The sequence below is a fragment of the Cryptosporangium japonicum genome, assembly GCF_039524755.1.
In the GTDB taxonomy this organism is placed as follows: domain Bacteria; phylum Actinomycetota; class Actinomycetes; order Mycobacteriales; family Cryptosporangiaceae; genus Cryptosporangium; species Cryptosporangium japonicum.
In genome coordinates this window covers 155,455-171,039 of sequence record NZ_BAAAGX010000009.1, presented here as the reverse complement: position 1 = coordinate 171,039, position 15,585 = coordinate 155,455, and the positions used below count along the sequence as shown (strand labels likewise).

The 15,585-nt window shown below is 72.7% G+C and carries 19 protein-coding genes and 1 pseudogene; 7 read left to right on the top strand and 13 right to left on the bottom strand.

Annotated features, from left to right (window positions below; genetic code table 11):
• Positions 1-39: 39 nt before the first annotated feature.
• Entirely contained in the window at positions 40-1,455 is a 1,416-nt protein-coding gene (locus ABD437_RS11935) for a response regulator (protein WP_344648855.1), read from the top strand.
• Between the two features lie 17 nt (positions 1,456-1,472).
• A complete protein-coding gene (locus ABD437_RS11930) occupies positions 1,473-2,285 on the top strand; it encodes an NAD(P)-dependent oxidoreductase (protein ID WP_344648854.1) in 813 nt (270 codons plus the stop codon).
• On the opposite strand, the gene ABD437_RS11925 is transcribed toward ABD437_RS11930, so the two are convergent.
• Positions 2,233-2,802, bottom strand: coding sequence for a CGNR zinc finger domain-containing protein (locus ABD437_RS11925; RefSeq protein ID WP_344648853.1), 570 nt, complete (start codon positions 2,800-2,802; stop codon positions 2,233-2,235). The two genes, ABD437_RS11930 and ABD437_RS11925, sit on opposite strands and share 53 nt — an antisense overlap.
• 38 nt (positions 2,803-2,840) lie before the next feature.
• Between ABD437_RS11925 and ABD437_RS11920 the strand changes: the two genes are divergently transcribed.
• Both ABD437_RS11920 and ABD437_RS11915 read left to right on the top strand, forming a co-directional pair.
• Positions 2,841-3,809 (top strand): EamA family transporter, encoded by a 969-nt coding sequence (locus tag ABD437_RS11920; RefSeq protein WP_344648852.1) that lies wholly within the window; start codon positions 2,841-2,843, stop codon positions 3,807-3,809.
• On the top strand, positions 3,806-4,102 hold the full coding sequence (locus tag ABD437_RS11915; protein ID WP_344648851.1) for a hypothetical protein: 297 nt from the start codon (positions 3,806-3,808) through the stop codon (positions 4,100-4,102). Before ABD437_RS11920 ends, ABD437_RS11915 begins: the two co-directional genes overlap by 4 nt.
• On the opposite strand, the gene ABD437_RS11910 is transcribed toward ABD437_RS11915, so the two are convergent.
• From ABD437_RS11910 to ABD437_RS11865, 10 genes and pseudogenes are all read right to left on the bottom strand, one after another.
• Positions 4,099-4,791: an alpha/beta fold hydrolase gene (locus ABD437_RS11910; RefSeq protein WP_344648850.1), complete on the bottom strand. Its 693-nt coding sequence runs from the start codon at positions 4,789-4,791 to the stop codon at positions 4,099-4,101. The genes ABD437_RS11915 and ABD437_RS11910 overlap by 4 nt on opposite strands.
• A complete protein-coding gene (locus ABD437_RS11905; protein WP_344648849.1) occupies positions 4,776-5,108 on the bottom strand; it encodes a hypothetical protein in 333 nt (110 codons plus the stop codon). The genes ABD437_RS11910 and ABD437_RS11905 overlap by 16 nt, the downstream gene beginning before the upstream one ends.
• Before the next feature lie 10 nt (positions 5,109-5,118).
• Complete coding sequence (locus tag ABD437_RS11900; protein ID WP_344648848.1) at positions 5,119-5,622, bottom strand: mycothiol transferase; 504 nt, start codon at positions 5,620-5,622, stop codon at positions 5,119-5,121.
• Positions 5,619-6,325, bottom strand: a pseudogene (locus ABD437_RS11895) (MerR family transcriptional regulator). The gene ABD437_RS11900 and the pseudogene ABD437_RS11895 overlap by 4 nt, the downstream one beginning before the upstream one ends.
• A gap of 10 nt (positions 6,326-6,335) precedes the next feature.
• Positions 6,336-6,962 (bottom strand): TMEM175 family protein, encoded by a 627-nt coding sequence (locus tag ABD437_RS11890; RefSeq protein WP_344648847.1) that lies wholly within the window; start codon positions 6,960-6,962, stop codon positions 6,336-6,338.
• Between the two features lie 11 nt (positions 6,963-6,973).
• Positions 6,974-7,597 carry a hypothetical protein gene (locus ABD437_RS11885; protein WP_344648846.1) on the bottom strand — a complete coding sequence of 208 codons (624 nt, stop codon included), beginning with the start codon at positions 7,595-7,597 and terminating at the stop codon, positions 6,974-6,976.
• Positions 7,591-9,114, bottom strand: coding sequence for a hypothetical protein (locus tag ABD437_RS11880; protein WP_344648845.1), 1,524 nt, complete (start codon positions 9,112-9,114; stop codon positions 7,591-7,593). Before ABD437_RS11880 ends, ABD437_RS11885 begins: the two co-directional genes overlap by 7 nt.
• Positions 9,111-9,965, bottom strand: a complete 855-nt coding sequence (locus tag ABD437_RS11875; protein WP_344648844.1) for an ATP-binding cassette domain-containing protein — start codon at positions 9,963-9,965, stop codon at positions 9,111-9,113. The genes ABD437_RS11880 and ABD437_RS11875 overlap by 4 nt, the downstream gene beginning before the upstream one ends.
• Positions 9,962-10,768, bottom strand: a complete 807-nt coding sequence (locus ABD437_RS11870) for an anti-sigma factor family protein (protein ID WP_344648843.1) — start codon at positions 10,766-10,768, stop codon at positions 9,962-9,964. The genes ABD437_RS11875 and ABD437_RS11870 overlap by 4 nt, the downstream gene beginning before the upstream one ends.
• Complete coding sequence (locus ABD437_RS11865) at positions 10,765-11,307, bottom strand: RNA polymerase sigma factor (protein WP_344648842.1); 543 nt, start codon at positions 11,305-11,307, stop codon at positions 10,765-10,767. Before ABD437_RS11865 ends, ABD437_RS11870 begins: the two co-directional genes overlap by 4 nt.
• Positions 11,308-11,385: 78 nt before the next feature.
• Here ABD437_RS11865 and ABD437_RS11860 point away from each other — a divergent pair, with 78 nt between their 5' ends.
• The gene (locus tag ABD437_RS11860; protein WP_344648841.1) at positions 11,386-11,781 is read left to right on the top strand and encodes a VOC family protein; all 396 of its coding nucleotides are present in this window, start codon (positions 11,386-11,388) and stop codon (positions 11,779-11,781) included.
• A 49-nt stretch (positions 11,782-11,830) separates the two neighbouring features.
• Positions 11,831-13,378, top strand: a complete 1,548-nt coding sequence (locus ABD437_RS11855; protein ID WP_344648840.1) for a tetratricopeptide repeat protein — start codon at positions 11,831-11,833, stop codon at positions 13,376-13,378.
• Positions 13,379-13,418: 40 nt separating this feature from the next.
• On the opposite strand, the gene ABD437_RS11850 is transcribed toward ABD437_RS11855, so the two are convergent.
• Both ABD437_RS11850 and ABD437_RS11845 read right to left on the bottom strand, forming a co-directional pair.
• Positions 13,419-14,483, bottom strand: coding sequence for a hypothetical protein (locus ABD437_RS11850; protein WP_344648839.1), 1,065 nt, complete (start codon positions 14,481-14,483; stop codon positions 13,419-13,421).
• Positions 14,484-14,518: 35 nt separating this feature from the next.
• Complete coding sequence (locus ABD437_RS11845; RefSeq protein ID WP_344648838.1) at positions 14,519-15,316, bottom strand: alpha/beta hydrolase; 798 nt, start codon at positions 15,314-15,316, stop codon at positions 14,519-14,521.
• 47 nt (positions 15,317-15,363) lie between these two features.
• Here ABD437_RS11845 and ABD437_RS11840 point away from each other — a divergent pair, with 47 nt between their 5' ends.
• Entirely contained in the window at positions 15,364-15,543 is a 180-nt protein-coding gene (locus ABD437_RS11840) for a glycine zipper domain-containing protein (RefSeq protein WP_035858814.1), read from the top strand.
• Positions 15,544-15,585 lie beyond the last annotated feature (42 nt).

The following is a 15,585-nucleotide window of genomic DNA, read 5'->3' as shown; positions in this document are numbered from 1 at the left end:
GGAGGGCTGAACCTGGCTGTCGCCGTCGGCGTCTCCGCGGTGCTGGCGATCATCGTCTCCGCCGGTCACGGTGGAAACGACAGCGGGGTCGCGTACGTGTGGGCGGCCGGGCTCGGCACGCTGATGATCTGGCGGCGCCGGTACGCGCGCACGGTGCTGGTGCTGACCGTGCTCGGCATGTTCGCGTACTACGCGGCCGGGTTTCCCGCGATCGGGGTCGCGGTGCCGTTGGCGGCGGCGCTCTGGTCGGCAGCCGAGGCCGGGCGCCGGGTCTCGGCGGTCGCGGCCGCCGTGATCGCGTTGGCCGTCTCGGTTGGCTTCCGGCTGGCCGAGGGACAGGACTTCCGGTTCGTCGTGCTGTACGACGCGATCGGTCACGCGGCGCTGATGGCCGCGGCGATCGTGCTCGGCGAACTGGTCCGGGCCCGCCGCCGGATCGACGCGCTGACCGGGCGGCAGATCGAGCTCGAGGCCGCTCGGCGCCTGGCCGAGCACAAACAGGCGCTCGCTCGCGACCTGCACGACGCGCTCGGCCACACGCTCACGGTGGCCGCAGTGCACGCGAACGTGGTGCGTCAGGAGCTGCGGCGCGAACCGGCCGCAGCCGACGCCGCGCTGGTCCACGTCGGCGACGCGGTCACCCGAGCACTGGCCGAGTTGCGGTCCACCGTCCGCGACCTGCGCGCCGACGCGTCCACCGACCTGGAGCCGCTGGTGTCAGCGGCCCGGACGGCCGGGTTCGAGGTCCGGGTCGACGCCTCGCCGGTCGTGGCGCCCGAGCTTGCGCCGGTGGTCCACCGGGTCGTGCAGGAAGCGGTCACCAACGCGATGCGTCACTCCAACGGGGCGACGATCAGCATCGACGTGCAGCAACCGGAGACCGGTCTCACCGTCCGGGTGCAAGACGACGGGGACGGCGCTGCCGCCGTCGCGCTGGTGCGCGCCGAACGTCCCGACGTCGTGCTGATGGACCTGCGCATGCCGGGCACCGACGGCATCGCGGCCACCAGCGCGATCCGCTCCGACCCGGCGTGCGGCGGCACCGCGGTGCTGATCCTGACGACGTTCGACAGCGATCCCGAGATCGTCGGCGCGCTCCGCGTCGGCGCCGACGGTTACCTGCTCAAGGACCTGACGCCGGAGCGGCTCCGGGCGGCGGTACGCGCGGCCGCGGAGGGCGAGCCCGCACTGGCCCCCGACGTCGCCCGCCGGCTCATGGCGCGCGCCGCCGCGACCGGCGCTCCCCGGCCCGATCGGCGCCTCGACCGGCTGACCGCGCGCGAGCTCGAGGTGCTGTGCGAGGTCGCGCGCGGCGACGACAACCCCCGGATCGCCCGCGCGCTCCACTTGAGCCCCGAAACCGTGCGGACCTACGTCAGCCGGATCCTCACGAAGCTGGACGCACGCAGCCGGGCCGAGCTGGTGGCCATCGCCCACCGCGCCGGGCTCGGCTAGGCCGTAGGGTCGGTCGGGTGGAGCCGATCGGAGTTCTGCATCCGGGCGCGATGGGCGCGGCCATCGGTCGTGAGCTCGTCGCGGCGGGGCGTGCCGTGTACTGGGTGACGGCCGGGCGGGGAGCGAACACGCGCCGCCGGGCGGAGGCCGCCGGGCTGCGGCCGGTGGCGACGCTCGACGAGCTGGCGTCGAGCTGCCCGGTGATCCTGAGCGTCTGCCCACCCGCGGCGTCGTCGTCGGTCGCGGCCGCCGTCGCCGCCACCGGGTTCGACGGCCGCTTCGTCGACGCCAACGCGATCGCGCCGTCCCGGGCCCGCGCGATCGCGGGAACGCTTCCGACCGTCGACGGGGGCATCGTCGGGCCACCACCGGGTGGGCCGGGCCGAACCGTCCTCTACCTGTCCGGTGCGGACGCGGGAACGATCGCCGCGTTGTTCGACGGAACGGCGGTCGAGGCCCGCGTGCTGGGCGGCGAGGTCGGGCAGGCGTCCGCGCTCAAGCTCGCGTTCTCGGCCTACAACAAGATCACCTTCGCGCTGGCGGCGCAGTCCTACGCGCTGGCGGACGCCCACGGCGTGCGTACCGAGCTGGAGGCGTTGGCCGGTGCGAAACTGCCCGACACCCCGCTCGCCGAGCCGGCGTCGCTGAGCGGCGTGGGTGCGCGGGCCTGGCGCTGGGCTCCGGAGATGCGTGAGATCGCCGCCGCGGCGACGGAGATCGGCCTCCCTCCGGGCGTCGCCGAGGGAGCTGCCGCGCTCTTCGCCCGGTGGGCTGCGTTCAGGGACGATCCGGACGTTCCGCTCGAGCGTCTCCTCGACGAGTTGCGTTAGCCCGCGCCCGGTACGCGGCGACGTTCATCCGGTTGCTGCAGGTGTTGCTGCAGAACCGGCGCGACCGGTTCTTCGACAGGTCGACGAGCACGTCCTCGCAGTCGTCGGCCGCGCACACACGCATGCGGCCGAGCTCGTCCATGCGGACGACGTCGACCAGGGCCATCGCGGTCTCCACCTGGATGCGGATCGCGAGGTCCGCTTCCGGCGGCACCGCGTGCAGGTGGTAGTCCCAGCCGTCGTGGGCCACCAGCTGCGGCAGCGCGGCGGTTTCACGCAGGATCGCGTTCGTCTCCGCGACGATCCGGTCGCGGTCGGCGTGCCAGAGGCTCTCGAGGCGCGGCCGGATCGCCCGCACGGCGTCGAGTTCGTCCCGGTCGCCGGTGACCCGGCCGGTGTATCCCCAGCGGGTCGCGAACTCGGTGACGTCGAGGAGCGCGTCGGGGTCCTCGTGGGCGGTGTTGACCAGTTCGGCGGCCGCCATCAACGAAGCCTCGGTGTCATGAGCAAAAAGCACCTTGACTCCTTACGGGAGTGAGCTCTACCGTCGATGTCATGAGTGTAACGAGGATTGCCTCTTACTCGGGCCTCGGCATCGCCCTGGTCTCCGCTCTCTCGTTCGGCACCGCGGGCAGCTTCGGTGATTCGCTGATGTCGACCGGCTGGACGTCGGGCGCGGTGGTCACCACCCGCATCGCGCTCGCGGCCGTCCTCCTCACCGGACCGGCGCTGGTGGCGCTGCGCGGTCGCTGGCGGTCGCTGTGGTCGAGCGCCGGTCTGATCGCGTTCTACGGCGCGGTCGCGGTGGCCGGCTGCCAGCTGTTCTTCTTCAACGCGGTGCAGCACCTGGACGTCGGCGTCGCGCTGCTGCTCGAGTACATGGGCATCGTCCTCGTCGTGCTCTGGATGTGGGCCCGCCACCGGCGGCGCCCGGGCAAGCTGACGGTCGTCGGCATGATCGCGGCCGTGGTCGGCCTGGTGCTCGTGCTCGACCCGTCGGGCGGCCTCGACCCGATCGGCCTGATGTGGGGTCTCCTCGCCGGTGCCGGGCTGGCCGTGTACTTCGTCGTCTCCGCGCGGCAGGACGACGCGGTGCCGCCGCTGGTCGTCGCCTGGGGCGGCATGGTGGTGGGTGCGCTCGTGCTCGGCGTGGCCGCGCTGGTCCGCGTGCTGCCGATGGGCACGGCCACCGTCGACGTGGAGCTCTTCGGGCAGCAGGTCAGCTGGCTGGTACCGGTGATCGGGCTGTCGGTCGTGGCCGCGGCGATCGCCTACTCCACCGGGGTCATCGCGGCCCGGCTGCTCGGCGCGACCGTGGCGTCGTTCGTCGGGCTGACCGAAGTGCTGTTCGCCGTGCTGTTCGCGGCCCTCTCGGTCGGCCAGATCCCCGGCACCATGCAGCTGATCGGTGGTCTGGTGGTGCTCGTCGGGGTGGCGCTCGTGAAAGCCACCGAGAACAACCGCGACGCCGAACCCGCCGCGGAGCGTGAATTGTCGGTGGTGGGTGGTACACCCACGGCATGACTACCGTGGTCGAGGCGTTCGCGACCGTCGCCGCGCAGGTGGTGGAGAAGTTCGTCGGTCGCAACGGGCGGGTGCGCGGTTCGTCGGTGGTGCACGCCGTGCATCCCGAGCGCTGGTTGGCCGAGATCCGCGTGCCCGCCCCGGCCTGCCGGGTGGGCATGGCCGGTTTCGAGCTCGACGCGCTGGTGCCCACCGACGACGCGGTCACCTGCGCCCGCTGCCTGCAGAGCGGCCAGCACAGCACGGTCGGCCGCGTCGGTCCCCGTCAGCTGCCCCTCTGGGAGAGCGATTAGATCGCGTCGGCGATCACCCGGGCCAGGTCGGCCGGGCGGGAGAACTGGGGCCAGTGGCCGGTGGGCAGCGCGACGAACTCCACGTCCCTGATCCGGCCCACCTCCGCCGCACTCGGATACCCCTCGGTGATCCAGCCGCGCATCATGTCCTCGGTGTAGTCGCAGGTCACGATCGTGATCGGGACGTCGTAGCGGCGTTCGTCGGAGAGCGTCTGCCGGTCGGTGGCGGCACGCGCCGGTGAGGGCACCGCCCGGTCGAGAATGCTCCGGCGGAGTTCCTCGTCCAGGTCGACGAGCATGTCGGCGTCCCAGAACGACCAGTCCGGCATCGGGATCTCGCCGTTCGCGGACGGCAGCTCGTCGTTGACGCACTCCCCGTCGGCGACCGGTTCGCTCGCGGTGTAGACGACGCGGGCGACGCGGTGCGGCCGGGCGTCCACCGCGGCGTGGGCGACGGCACCGCCGGCCGAGTGGGCCACCAGCACGACCGGGCCGTCGAGCGCGTCGATCCGGGCGACGACGGCGTCGACATGGTCACGCAGGGAGATCGGGGCGCGGTCGGCGTCGGGGGATTCGAGGCCCGGCAGCGTGAGCGGATGCACGCGGTGCCCGGCCGCTTCCAGACCCGGTGTCACGGCGTTCCAGGACGACCCGTCCAGCCAGAGCCCGGGGATCAGGATGACGTCCACGAGGTCTCCAGTTCGGGCGGCTCGGTGTGGTCCGCGGCGCGCTGCGTGACGAGTTCGCCGAACAGGCCGGACAGCCGACCGCAGTCAGCGCACCGGAAGTTCGCGTCCATCCGGTGGCTGCCGCAGTGGTCGCACTGCCCGTTGTCGCGCGGATCGCGGTAGGCGTGCAGCGCCTCGACGAGCGCCCGCACGACCGGCTCGCGCAGCGTCAGCCGCCGACCGCCGACGTCCAGCTCGGTGTGCACCGGTGCGTCCGGGGCGAAGGCGTCGATGCGGGCGACGAACTGCTGCAGGGCGTCCACCACGTCGTCCGACATGCCCGACAAGTTACTCACCGATCGAGCCGCCGGACAGCTCGACGACCACATCCAGGTGGCCCACGTGGCGGGCGTACTCCTGGAGCAGGTGGAACAGCACCCGCTCGAGCGACGCCGGGGGCGCGCCCTCCCAGCGCGGTCCGGGTGCGCCGATCTCGTCCAGGTCGTGCCCTTCGACGACGGCGCGGGTGTGCGCACCCTGCTGCCGGAGCGCGTCGGCGACGTCGGCGAACGAGCGGCCCGGGGCCACGTACCAGCGGTCGTCGCGACGGTCACCCCACGGCTCGGGCACCGCGCGCCCCTCGAAGCCCCACTCGATCCAGCGCAGCTCGACGTGACGCAGGTGCTGCAGCAGCTCGATCGGGGTCCAGCCGGAGGGCAGCGGGCTGGAGCGGAGCGCCTCCTCGGACAGCGAACCCGCTTTGTCCAGCGCGCTCTCGCGGAAGTAGTCGAGGTAGCGGACGAAGACCTCGGCGCGATCGGCGGCGGGGTCGGTCGCTGCGAAGAACGTCATCCACGCATTGTCTCGATGCACCGGCCGATCGTGGCCTCGTCGGACTCCTCCGGCGCCCACCCGTTGACGACCGCGAGCAACCGCTCGTACCGGTACCGGCGCGGATCGTCGGCCAGCTCCAGGCGGGCGAGCAGACGTCGACGCAGCTCGGGGGAGTCGGGCTCGCCGAGCACGTCCGCGTAGGCCGCGGCGATCGCGTCGACGTCCGCGGCTCCGATCGAGCGCACCACGGCCACCGCGTCCGGCCGGGGAACCGACCCCGGCTCCCGGTCGGCGGCGTGCTGCTCGGCCAGCGTGCGCAGGTACACCCCGAAGGCTGGGTCCTGGACCAGCGTCACCAGCTCGACCCAGGCGTCGATCTGCTCGGGGGCCGGGTCGTCCGGCAGCGACGGGGTGAGCGACCGGCGGACCCCGGCGAAACCGTCGAGCCCGTCGAACGTCGCGTCCAGGAACTGCTCGACGAGCCGGCGTCGGCGACGGTGACCTCCCGAGCCAGCACGCGCCGGATCGTGGGCAGGTCGATCCCGAGGTCACGCAGGCTCCGGACCAGGTCCAGCCGCGCGGCCGCGTCCTCGTCGTACAGGCGGTGACCGGTGGCGTTCCGCCGCGTCGCCGGGACGATGCCCCGGTCGGCGTAGAAGCGGATCGCCTTGACGGTCAGGCCGGTACGTCGGGAGAGCTCGCCGATCGAGTAGAGCGCCACCCGGACAGCGTCACGCCTCCTCCTGGGGGAGGCGCAACCGTCGGTTCACCAGCACCGTGAGCACACCGGTGAGCAGAAGCAGCAGCAGCGCGCCGTAGTTCACCCGCGGTACCAGGATGCCGATCACAGCGGCCAGACCGGTGAGGATCGTGGTCACCACCGAGGGCACGGCCATCCGCTTCGACGACTCCACATCGGCTTCGTGCAGTTCGGTCCGGCGGGCCAGATAGAGCGCGAGCGCGGTGAGCAGTGCCGAGCTCACGAACAACGTGAGCAGGTAGAGCGCGATCACCGGGACTTCCTCGTTGCCGTAGATACCGATGAGCGCGGTCGGGAACGGCATGAAGACGATCGTCAGCGCCCACGCCGCGGTCACGACGCCCACGACCCGGTCGTAGGACTCGATCGGTTCCATCAGCTTGTGGTGCACCTGCCATAACCGGAAGATCACCGCGAAGCTCAGCACGAAGCTGCCGTACTTGCCGATGGTCTCGGGGCTCCACAGCTCCTCCAACGACGTCTCTTCGGTCAGCTCGCTCGTCATCTCGACCAGCGGCAGCACCAGGAGAGTGATGGCGATCGCGATGATCGCGTCCACGAACGTGAGGAAGCGGTGAAGCCCCGGAGACTTGTGCACGGCAGCGGAGATTACCGCTGGGTGCCCGCACCAACCATCAGGCCCGCGCACGCGGTGAGCAGCAGCACGGCCCAGCGGTCGTGCACGTCGGCCCAGGCCGGGTCGCCGACCCCGACGAACAGCGCCGCGTCGCGCGGCAACAGCGACAGCCCGCCGACGAGGACGAGCAGCGTCGGGGCCGCCGCGGTGCTCCCCACGCCCCGTTCGGCCAGCCGGTGACCGACCACACCGAGCAGCAGCGCCACGGCGAGGATCGTCGCCGACTCCACCGCCGTCCCGGCCAACCGCAGGTCGCCGCCGACGCCGTCCTCCGCGCCCACCAGCACGATCGTGACCGCCACCGCCCACCAGAGCGCGGCCAGCAGGAATCCGAGCGCGATCCGGAGCGCGGTGGCCATCCACTTGCGAGCCGGTACCACCAGCGTCGTCGGTTTGGCCGGATCGTCGAGCAGGAACACCGCCCCGACCGCCGCGCAGACCGACGCCAGCCGCAGCTGCAGGGTGAGCGAGTTCGGGTCGATCGTGGTGGTGAGCGCGGCCGGGATCGCCAGCAGCACCCACCCCGCGGCGCAGGCGAGCAGGAACGGGCCGGTGCGTGCCGCTCGCACGATCGGTGGCACCAGGGCGATCAACACGGGACACGCTCCCCGGCCGGGGCCGGCCCGGCGGCGGGGACACCGACGATCGCGGCGAACCGGTCCGCGTCGGTGGTCGGCGCGGCCAACTCGGCCCAGTGCTTGCGGACCAGGGCCGCGGCGCCCGGCTTCGTCAGCAGCGCCAGCCCGGCGTCGGCGGCGGCGGTCGGCACCGCGAGTGGCGCGAAGCCGTCGCTGTCGAAGAACTCCAGCGCGTCCGTGCCCGACTCGTCCAGCAGCCGGAGTCCCTCGGTCACCCGGCCGCCGGCCTGACCCACCAGCCAGACCAGCAAGGCTCCACGCGATCCGCACACCGGGGTGCCGCCCGGCGACGGTTCACCGGTGATCAGCCGGTAGGACACGGCCGCCGCGAACGTCGCCTCCGCGTAGCGGTCGCCCCACTCCGTCCCGATCGGGATCGCGGCCGGGTCGGACGGCGGGATGTCGGCCGGATCCGGGACGACCGTGCTCGAGTGGGGGGTGGCCCACACGCGCTGGCGGACGGTGAGCGGCCCGGCCGCCACCGGTGCGGCCCGCCGTACGTCGCGCAGCACGGTGTCCCAGTCCTCGATCCACGGCTCGAACCCGTCGAACACGCAGTACTCGACGTCGTCGAGCGTCCGGCAGGTCTGCACCGAGGCGGGCGATTCGGTGGCCGTGCGACGGGCGGCCACGAGCGAGTCGTCCACCCCGAACTGGGTGATCGCGCCGGTCAGCATCACCGCCGTCGCCAGCGCACCGGCCACCCACACCCGCCACCGCGCCCCCGACCGGGCGAGTGCCAGCACGGCGAGGACGGCGACCAGCCCCACCACGTACACCAGGTGCCGACCCGCGGGCCGGCCGAAGAGGTCCAGCGGCAGCGGGTACGGGAACTCCGGCGTCACGATCGGCAGCACGAGCCGGTAGCGTTCGGTCGAGGATCCACCCACCGGGCCGATGAACGCGCACGAGGTGAGGAACAGCGCCACGACCGGGGCGACCACCGCCGATCGGGTCAACCGCGCCAGCAGCACCCCCAGCACCCCGAACAGCGCCACCACGACCGGCACGATCAGCACATCGAGCAGCAGCACCTGCCCGGCCGCGCCCGGCAGCAGGGCCAGCGCGCCGAGCCGCACTCCGAGCAGCACCAGCGCCAGCGCGGTCGGCGTCAGCACGGCGAGCAGGAGGGCACCGGTCCGCCAGGCGGTCGGCAGCAACAGCACGTCGAACAACACGTCGACGCGGTGCCGGTGCGGCCGCAGCGCGGCGAAGTTGGCCGTGATCAGCGCGGCGTTGCCCAGCACCAGCATCGCCAGGAACTGGACCTCGACCGACTCCTCGTGCAGCACCGGGAACTCGTTCATCGTCCCGGCGGCCCAGCCGTAGACCCACGGGGCCAGGAACAGCACGGCGGCGACGATCGTCACCGGCGAGCGGAGCTGGCGGACGGCCTCGACCCGGGCCAGCGCGAGCATCGCGCGTCGGCGGTCGACCGTCGACGCCGCCGGTGCCGGGGTGAGCGTGGCCGTCACGACAGGTCCACGAGCGTCAGGTAACCGTCCTCGAGGGTCGGTGCGAGCAGTTCGGCGCCGTCCGGGGGTGTGCCCACGTGCCGGAACGATCCGGTGCCGGTCCGCCAGGACGCCGCCGCGCCCGGTTCGCGGGCGTCGCTCGTCCACACCCGACCGTTGGCCAGCGCGGTCAGCTCGGCCGGTGTGCCGCGGAACCGTGCGCCGCCGTGATCGAGCACCACCACTTCGCGGCAGAGCGACGTGACGTCCTCGGTCTGGTGCGTCGAGAGCAGGACGGCGCGGCCCTCGCCGAGGTCGGCGAAGAGCTCGCGGAACCGGAACCGCTGCTCGGGGTCGAGCCCCACCGTCGGTTCGTCGAGGATCAGCAGCGACGGGTCACCCACCAGCGCGGCGGCCAGCGCCACCCGCTGTTTCGACCCGCCGGACAGGGTGCGGATCTTGTCGCCGCGCCGGTCGTTCAGGCCGACGGCGTCCAATACGCGCCGCACCTCGGCGTGCCGGGCCCGCCGGTCGGTGAGCTCCTTGAGGATCGCGACGTAGTCCACGAACTCGAACGCGGTGAACGAGCGGTGGAAACCCGGATCCTGCGGCAGGTATCCGATCCGGCGGCGCGCGGCCAGGCGACCGGGGCCGGTCAGCGGGTCTTCGCCGAAGATCCGCAGCTCACCCGCGTTGGGGGCCAGCGCGGTCGCGAGGATGCGCAGCAGCGACGTCTTCCCGGCGCCGTTCGGGCCGAGCAGGCCGGTCACTCCGGTGCCGAGCGTGATCGACACGTCGTCGAGCGCGACCGCGCGCCCGTAGCGCAGCGAGAGTCCGGTCGCGCGAACGGCGACCTCGGTCGAGAGGGTCAACGGAACCTCCGAGGCAGGGGGCGGGTGCGATCGAACGCGGACATCTGGAAGCCGAGGGCCACCGCGGCCAGCGCGGCCGCCACGGCCATCGCGACCTGCCCGGCGGCGGTGTACGGCAGCAGGGACGTGGAGTGCCGGGTGCCGAGCACCAGGCTGAGCCAGCCGAGGCCGACCACGGTCGCGGCCGGTACCGCGCCCAGCCGGGGCGTGATCAGCAGCGTCAGGATCGTGAGGGCGAGCGAGGGCAGGAACCAGCCGGCGATGCGGACGCCGTACTCGGCCAGCGCCAGGCTCGCCGCCGCGGTGAGGAGCGTGTTCGCCGCGAGCACGGTGGCGCAGCGCAGCAGGAGCAGGCGGAACGTCGAGTACGGGGCCACGACCGTGACCTCGTGGGTGGGGTCGATGCCCGGCCCGAACGAGACCGCGACACCGAGCACCGGCAGCAGCGGCGTCAGCGCGAGGAAGACCAGCGGCTGGGCGTAGTGGGCCAGCACCGCGGCGAGCAGCAGCGTGAGCGTCACCGACACGAGCCACGAACCGCGCAGGGCCGGGGTGGCGGTGAGCAGGCGCGCGGTGGTCGCCGGGACCCCGCCGAAGCTCAGCGCCCGTTCGACCAGCCCGGGCCGGGGTGCGTCCAGCTCCGCGTCCAGCCGTTCCCAGCCGGCGTCGACGGCGTCGAACGTCAGCCGTTCCCGGCAGCCCTCGCAGGCCGCCAGGTGCGCCTCGACCGACCACACCCCCGGCGCGGGCAGCGACCCGTCGGCGTAGGCCGCCAGGTCCGGATCCCCTACGTGCCAACTCATGCGAGCTCCTGGCGTAGCTGCCGACGGGCGCGCATCGCCCGCGTCTTCACGGTTCCGGGTGGGATGCCGAGCAGCACGGCGGCCTCGCCGGTCGTCAGGCCGTCGAGCACCGTCGCCTGCAGCACCGCGCGTAACTCGGGGGAGAGCCGGGCCAGCGCACCAGCCAGGTCCCCGTGTTCGACGCCGCGCAGCACCAGGTCCTCGGCGGACGGTGCCGGCGCGCCACGCACGCGCGCCAGCACCTGGCGCAGCCGCTCCTTCGCGCTCTGCCGGCGTAACGCGTCGACCAGCCGGCGGGAACCGATCCGCCAGAGCCAGCCGGTGACGTCGCCCTGCTCCCGGTAGCGGGCGGCCCCGCCACGCCAGAGGCCCAGGAACGTCTCCTGCACGACGTCGTCGACGAGCGTGTGATCGGCGCAGCGGTGCCGCAGACGCAGCACGAGCCACCCGGCGTGGCGTCGGTAGAAGGCCTCGAACGCGCGCCGGTCGCCGGCTGCCACTCGGGTCAGCAGGTCGACGTCGCTCGGTGAACCGTTCACACCCCTCCATCGCACCGAGTCGCGCGATCGGTTCACGCGCGGACCGAAGTTGTCGTGCCGATGTGGTACGCCCTGGCCATGACTTATCCCACTCTGCGCAGCACCGTGCTGGACACCGAGAACCCCCGCGAACTCGCCGAGTTCTACCGCCGGTTGCTCGGCTGGAACTACCGTCCGGGCGACGAGCCGGAGAACGGCGACAAAGACTGGTTGATGCTGCGTAACCCCGCCGGTGGCGACCTAGCGTTCCAGCAGGTCGAGGCGTTGCCGCGCGTCACCTGGCCGGAGGGCGCCGTGCCCCAGCAGCTGCATCTGGACTTCTCCGTGCGGGATGCGGCGACGCTCGTCGAGCAGCGCGAGCAGGCACTGCAACTCGGGGCGACGCTGATCCGCGACCGGTTCGACGATCCCGAGGAACCGCTCTACGTGTTCGCCGATCCGTCCGGTCACCCCTTCTGCATCTTCGTCGCCTAGCGCAGGGTTACGGTGGTGGCTTCTGCGAACGGTGTGAGAGGAGCACGGCGTGGCGGGATGGTCCCTGACCGGCCGGTCCAACCCGAAGCCCGTGTTGAGAGTCGCGGACGAACGCGGCCGGCCCCCACGCCTCGCCGATGCCTCGCTGGGTGAGCTCGGTGTCCACGCACCCCACGGCCCGTACCTGCCGCGCGAGGCCGACACCGCGTTGGAGAAGCACTTCGCCGACGAGGCGCAGCTCGTCGTCGTCCACGGGAAAAGGCTGGTGGGCGCCACCCGCACGCTCGCCGAAGCGGCACGCAAGCACCTGCCGGAGCACACGCTCCACGCGTTCCATCCCGACCCGCGGGTGCCGCTCACCGAGCTGATCTCGGTCGCGAAGCGCGCGGCGAAGAACGGCGCGGTGCTCTGGCTCGACGACGCCGGTTCCGAGCACCTCGCCCAGCTCGCCACGGCCGAGATCCCGGCGGGCGTGCGGGTGCTCGTCACGGCGCGCTCCGCGCTGCTCGGCGGCACCCGGCTGCCCGACGCGTTGCCCGGTGCGGTGGTGGAGGTCGGTCCACTCACCACGGCCGAGGTCGACGCCTTGCGCGACGGCGAGCACGACGTACCGGCCGACGCCAAGGCCGACCGGGTGGGGCTGTTGCTCGTGCCGCTGGAGCCGGTACGCACCGCGCTCTCCGGCGACAGCGAGGAACGCAGCATCCGGTTCGACCGTCAGGCACTGCTGCACGTGCTCACCGACTGGCACCGGATGGATCCGCCGCTGGCGCTGAACGCGAAGATGCTCACCACGCTCTACGGCGACTACCGCCGTGAACTCGCGCACCTCGACGGCCGGGCCGCGGTGTCGAACCCGGGGCGGGAGCGCGCGATCGAGTGGGCGCTCGAGCTGGGGTTGATCACCGAGGTGTTCGGCCGGGGCAACGAGTACTACTACGGCAACACGCTGCTCTCGGCGGTGGCCGACGGGCAGCGGCGGCCGGTGAGCGCGCCGTTCTGGCGGTACGTGGCCGGCGCGTTCGACCCGGTGGCCCGGCGCGCGGCCGGCCTCACCGCGTTCGACCGCGGCGACTATCCGCACGCGCGTGACCTGCTCGACCAGTTGGACGACGTCCCGCTGAACGTGAAGTACGTGATCGCCTACCGCGCGCACCGCGGGGGCAGCGTCGCGATCGCCCGGCGCTGGTACGAGAAGGCGATCGCCGACGGTTCCGTGCCCGCGATGGTCGACCTGGGCGTGCTGGAGGCCGCCGAGGGCAAGACGGACGAGGCGCGGACCCGGTTCCAGCAGGCCGTCGACAGTGGCGACGCGGCCGAGTCGGCTCGGGCGATGCGTGGCCTCGGGGTGCTGGAGAAGGAGCAGGGCAACCCCGAGCAGGCCAAGCAGTGGTTCACCGACGCGCTGGACAGCGAGGACTCGGTGCAGGCCGCGAACGCGATGGTGGACCTCGGCGTGCTGGCCGAGGAGCAGGGCGACGTGGAGGAAGCGCGGTCCTGGTACGAGAAGGCCGCCGAGACCCACCAGCCGGCCGCCGTGACGGTCGCCGGAGCGAACCTCCGCGTCCTCACCGACGCACCGGCCGACGACGCCTAGGTTCGGTCGATGCATGCGACGGCCGGGAGTTCACGTCGAATCACTGGGTGTTCAACGCGTCCAGGATCTGAGCCGCCAACGCGCGGACGTCGGGGTGGGGGTCGTGCGCGGACCGGTCCCGGATTAACCCGCGGGTGGCCTCACCGGGCCAGGTGAGCGCGGTCCGGACGAGCGCGGTGCGGCGGACGACGTGGTCGGGGTCGGCGACGGCCCGGTCGGTGAGCAGGGCACGCACGTCGGGCCGGCGGGGCCGGTACGCGCCCAGGACGTCCAGGGCCGCGGCCCGGGTGTCGTTGTGGACGTGGGCGGCGAGCCCGACGAGGGTGGCGAACGTGGCCGGGTCGTCGGGGCGCGTGGACACCAGCGCGTGCACGGCGGCCGGCCCGAGCCAGCGGTCGTCGAGCGCACCCCGGATCGTGGCGTCGTCCCAGGCCGGCTCGGCGTCGAGGGTGCCGGCGGCGGCCGAACCGACGAGCGTGCCGCGTTCGGCTCGCGCGAGGCCGGCCAGCAACGCGGTGGTGCTCGGCTCCCGCGGCCACCACCGGGCCAGCGCGCGTACCGCGAAGACGCGAGGCTCGGTGCCGACGTCGAGCCGCACGCGCTCGTGCAGGAAGTCGCGTGTCCTCGGTTCGTCCGGCCAGTGCTCGACCAGGGCCTCCAGTGCCTGCCGACGGACGGCTGCGCTCGGGTCGGTCGCGGCACGGTCGCGCACGAGAGCCTCCGCGTCGAGGGCGACGGCGCGCAGGGCCGCGCCCCGGATCGCCGGGAGCTCCGCGGTGAGCAGCGACCGGAGTCGTTCGTCGCCGGGGAACAGTGCCCCGAGGACCCGGACCGCGGTGGCGGAGGGAGCCGGGTGCGCGACGAACCACTGGCGGAAGGCCTCGCGGCCGGGCCAGGACGGGTCCAACCCGGGCACCACGTCGTCGGCGAAGTCGGCGTGCTCGCGGCTCAGCGCCTCGGTCAGCGCGTGGAGGACCCGCTCCCGGTCGCCGTCGCGGTCCCGAGCTCCACGTAGGTGGGCCACTGCCCGGCCCAGGTGACCGGGCACGGCCGGATCACGCAGCCACCACAGCGGATCCGCGGCGATCAGCCTCGAGATGGACACGGCCCGACTCATTGGCACGAGGATAGGTGACGTCCTCAGTGGCGGGTGATCCACTCTGTCGTCTCCCGGATCACCAGGTTCTGCCAGGCGCGGGTCTGCGGCTCGGCGTACGCCGGGTCGTCGTGCACCGCGAACCCGTGCTGCGCGCCCTCGACCTCGATCAACGTGCCCTCGGCCGGCAGCTGGCCGACGGCTTCGCGGGACGAGTCGACGCGGATGAACGTGTCTTTCGTGCCGTGGACCAGCAGCGTGGGCACCGTGATCCGGCGGAGGGCGGCGCGGGCCGAGACGTGGAAGACCTCGTTGAGCATCGCGCGGCCGAGCCGGAACGTCGGGGAGTGCTCCAGGTAGCCGCGCTGGTCGAGCTCGTCGGCGAACGCCGGGTCGAGGTGGTCGGCCGACCAGTACGGCTTCTCGTCCACGAATCTTCGTTTGTAGTCGAGCAGGGGATTGAACAACACGAGGCTGCGTAAGGCCGGCTTCCCGGCCGCGGCGACGAGCGCGCAGATACCGCCGCTGAAACTCGTGCCGATCACGGTGACCGGCGCGGCCATCTCCTCCACCGCCGCACGGACGTCGTTGGCGGCCGCGGACAACGTGAGGTCCTCCTGTCGTCCGCCGCTGTCACCGTGCCCGCGCAGGTCGAAGCGGAGCGACGCGATCCCGGCGGCGGCCAGCGCATCGGCCAGCCGGACGTAGAACCCGCCCTCGGTGCGGGTGACCCCACCGCCGTGGACCAGGACCGCCGACCGCCCGGCGCCGGGCGGGGCCACGAGCGTGCCCGCTAGTCGCGTGCCGTCGTAGCTACGGAAAGTGACATCGGTTGGGGGCATCTCGACTCTCCCTCTCGAATCGTTGCGTACCCGCCTACCGTGGAGTTATGAGCGAGAAGAAGCCCGCGGACAACAAGGCCGGTACCGGCATCGCCTTAGGCCTCGTGTTCGGCGCCGCGTTCGGTCTCCTCTTCCACAACCTGGCGCTGGGTCTCGCTCTGGGGATCGCGATCGGCGCGGGATACGGCGTCTCGTGGAAGGACTTCCGGCGGGGCCGGCGTCGATAAATCGTTCCAGAGTCGATTGTGTCGTCGCGACGCGCGGAACGG

Coding starts and splice junctions, on each gene's coding strand:
- ABD437_RS11905 (WP_344648849.1), bottom strand. CDS start 5,108: ATGTCGGACGACGTGGTGGACGCCCTGCAGCAGTTCGTCGCCCGCATC.
- ABD437_RS11915 (WP_344648851.1), top strand. CDS start 3,806: ATGACTACCGTGGTCGAGGCGTTCGCGACCGTCGCCGCGCAGGTGGTG.
- ABD437_RS11860 (WP_344648841.1), top strand. CDS start 11,386: ATGACTTATCCCACTCTGCGCAGCACCGTGCTGGACACCGAGAACCCC.
- ABD437_RS11900 (WP_344648848.1), bottom strand. CDS start 5,622: ATGACGTTCTTCGCAGCGACCGACCCCGCCGCCGATCGCGCCGAGGTC.
- ABD437_RS11840 (WP_035858814.1), top strand. CDS start 15,364: ATGAGCGAGAAGAAGCCCGCGGACAACAAGGCCGGTACCGGCATCGCC.
- ABD437_RS11845 (WP_344648838.1), bottom strand. CDS start 15,316: ATGCCCCCAACCGATGTCACTTTCCGTAGCTACGACGGCACGCGACTA.
- ABD437_RS11920 (WP_344648852.1), top strand. CDS start 2,841: ATGAGTGTAACGAGGATTGCCTCTTACTCGGGCCTCGGCATCGCCCTG.
- ABD437_RS11870 (WP_344648843.1), bottom strand. CDS start 10,768: ATGAGTTGGCACGTAGGGGATCCGGACCTGGCGGCCTACGCCGACGGG.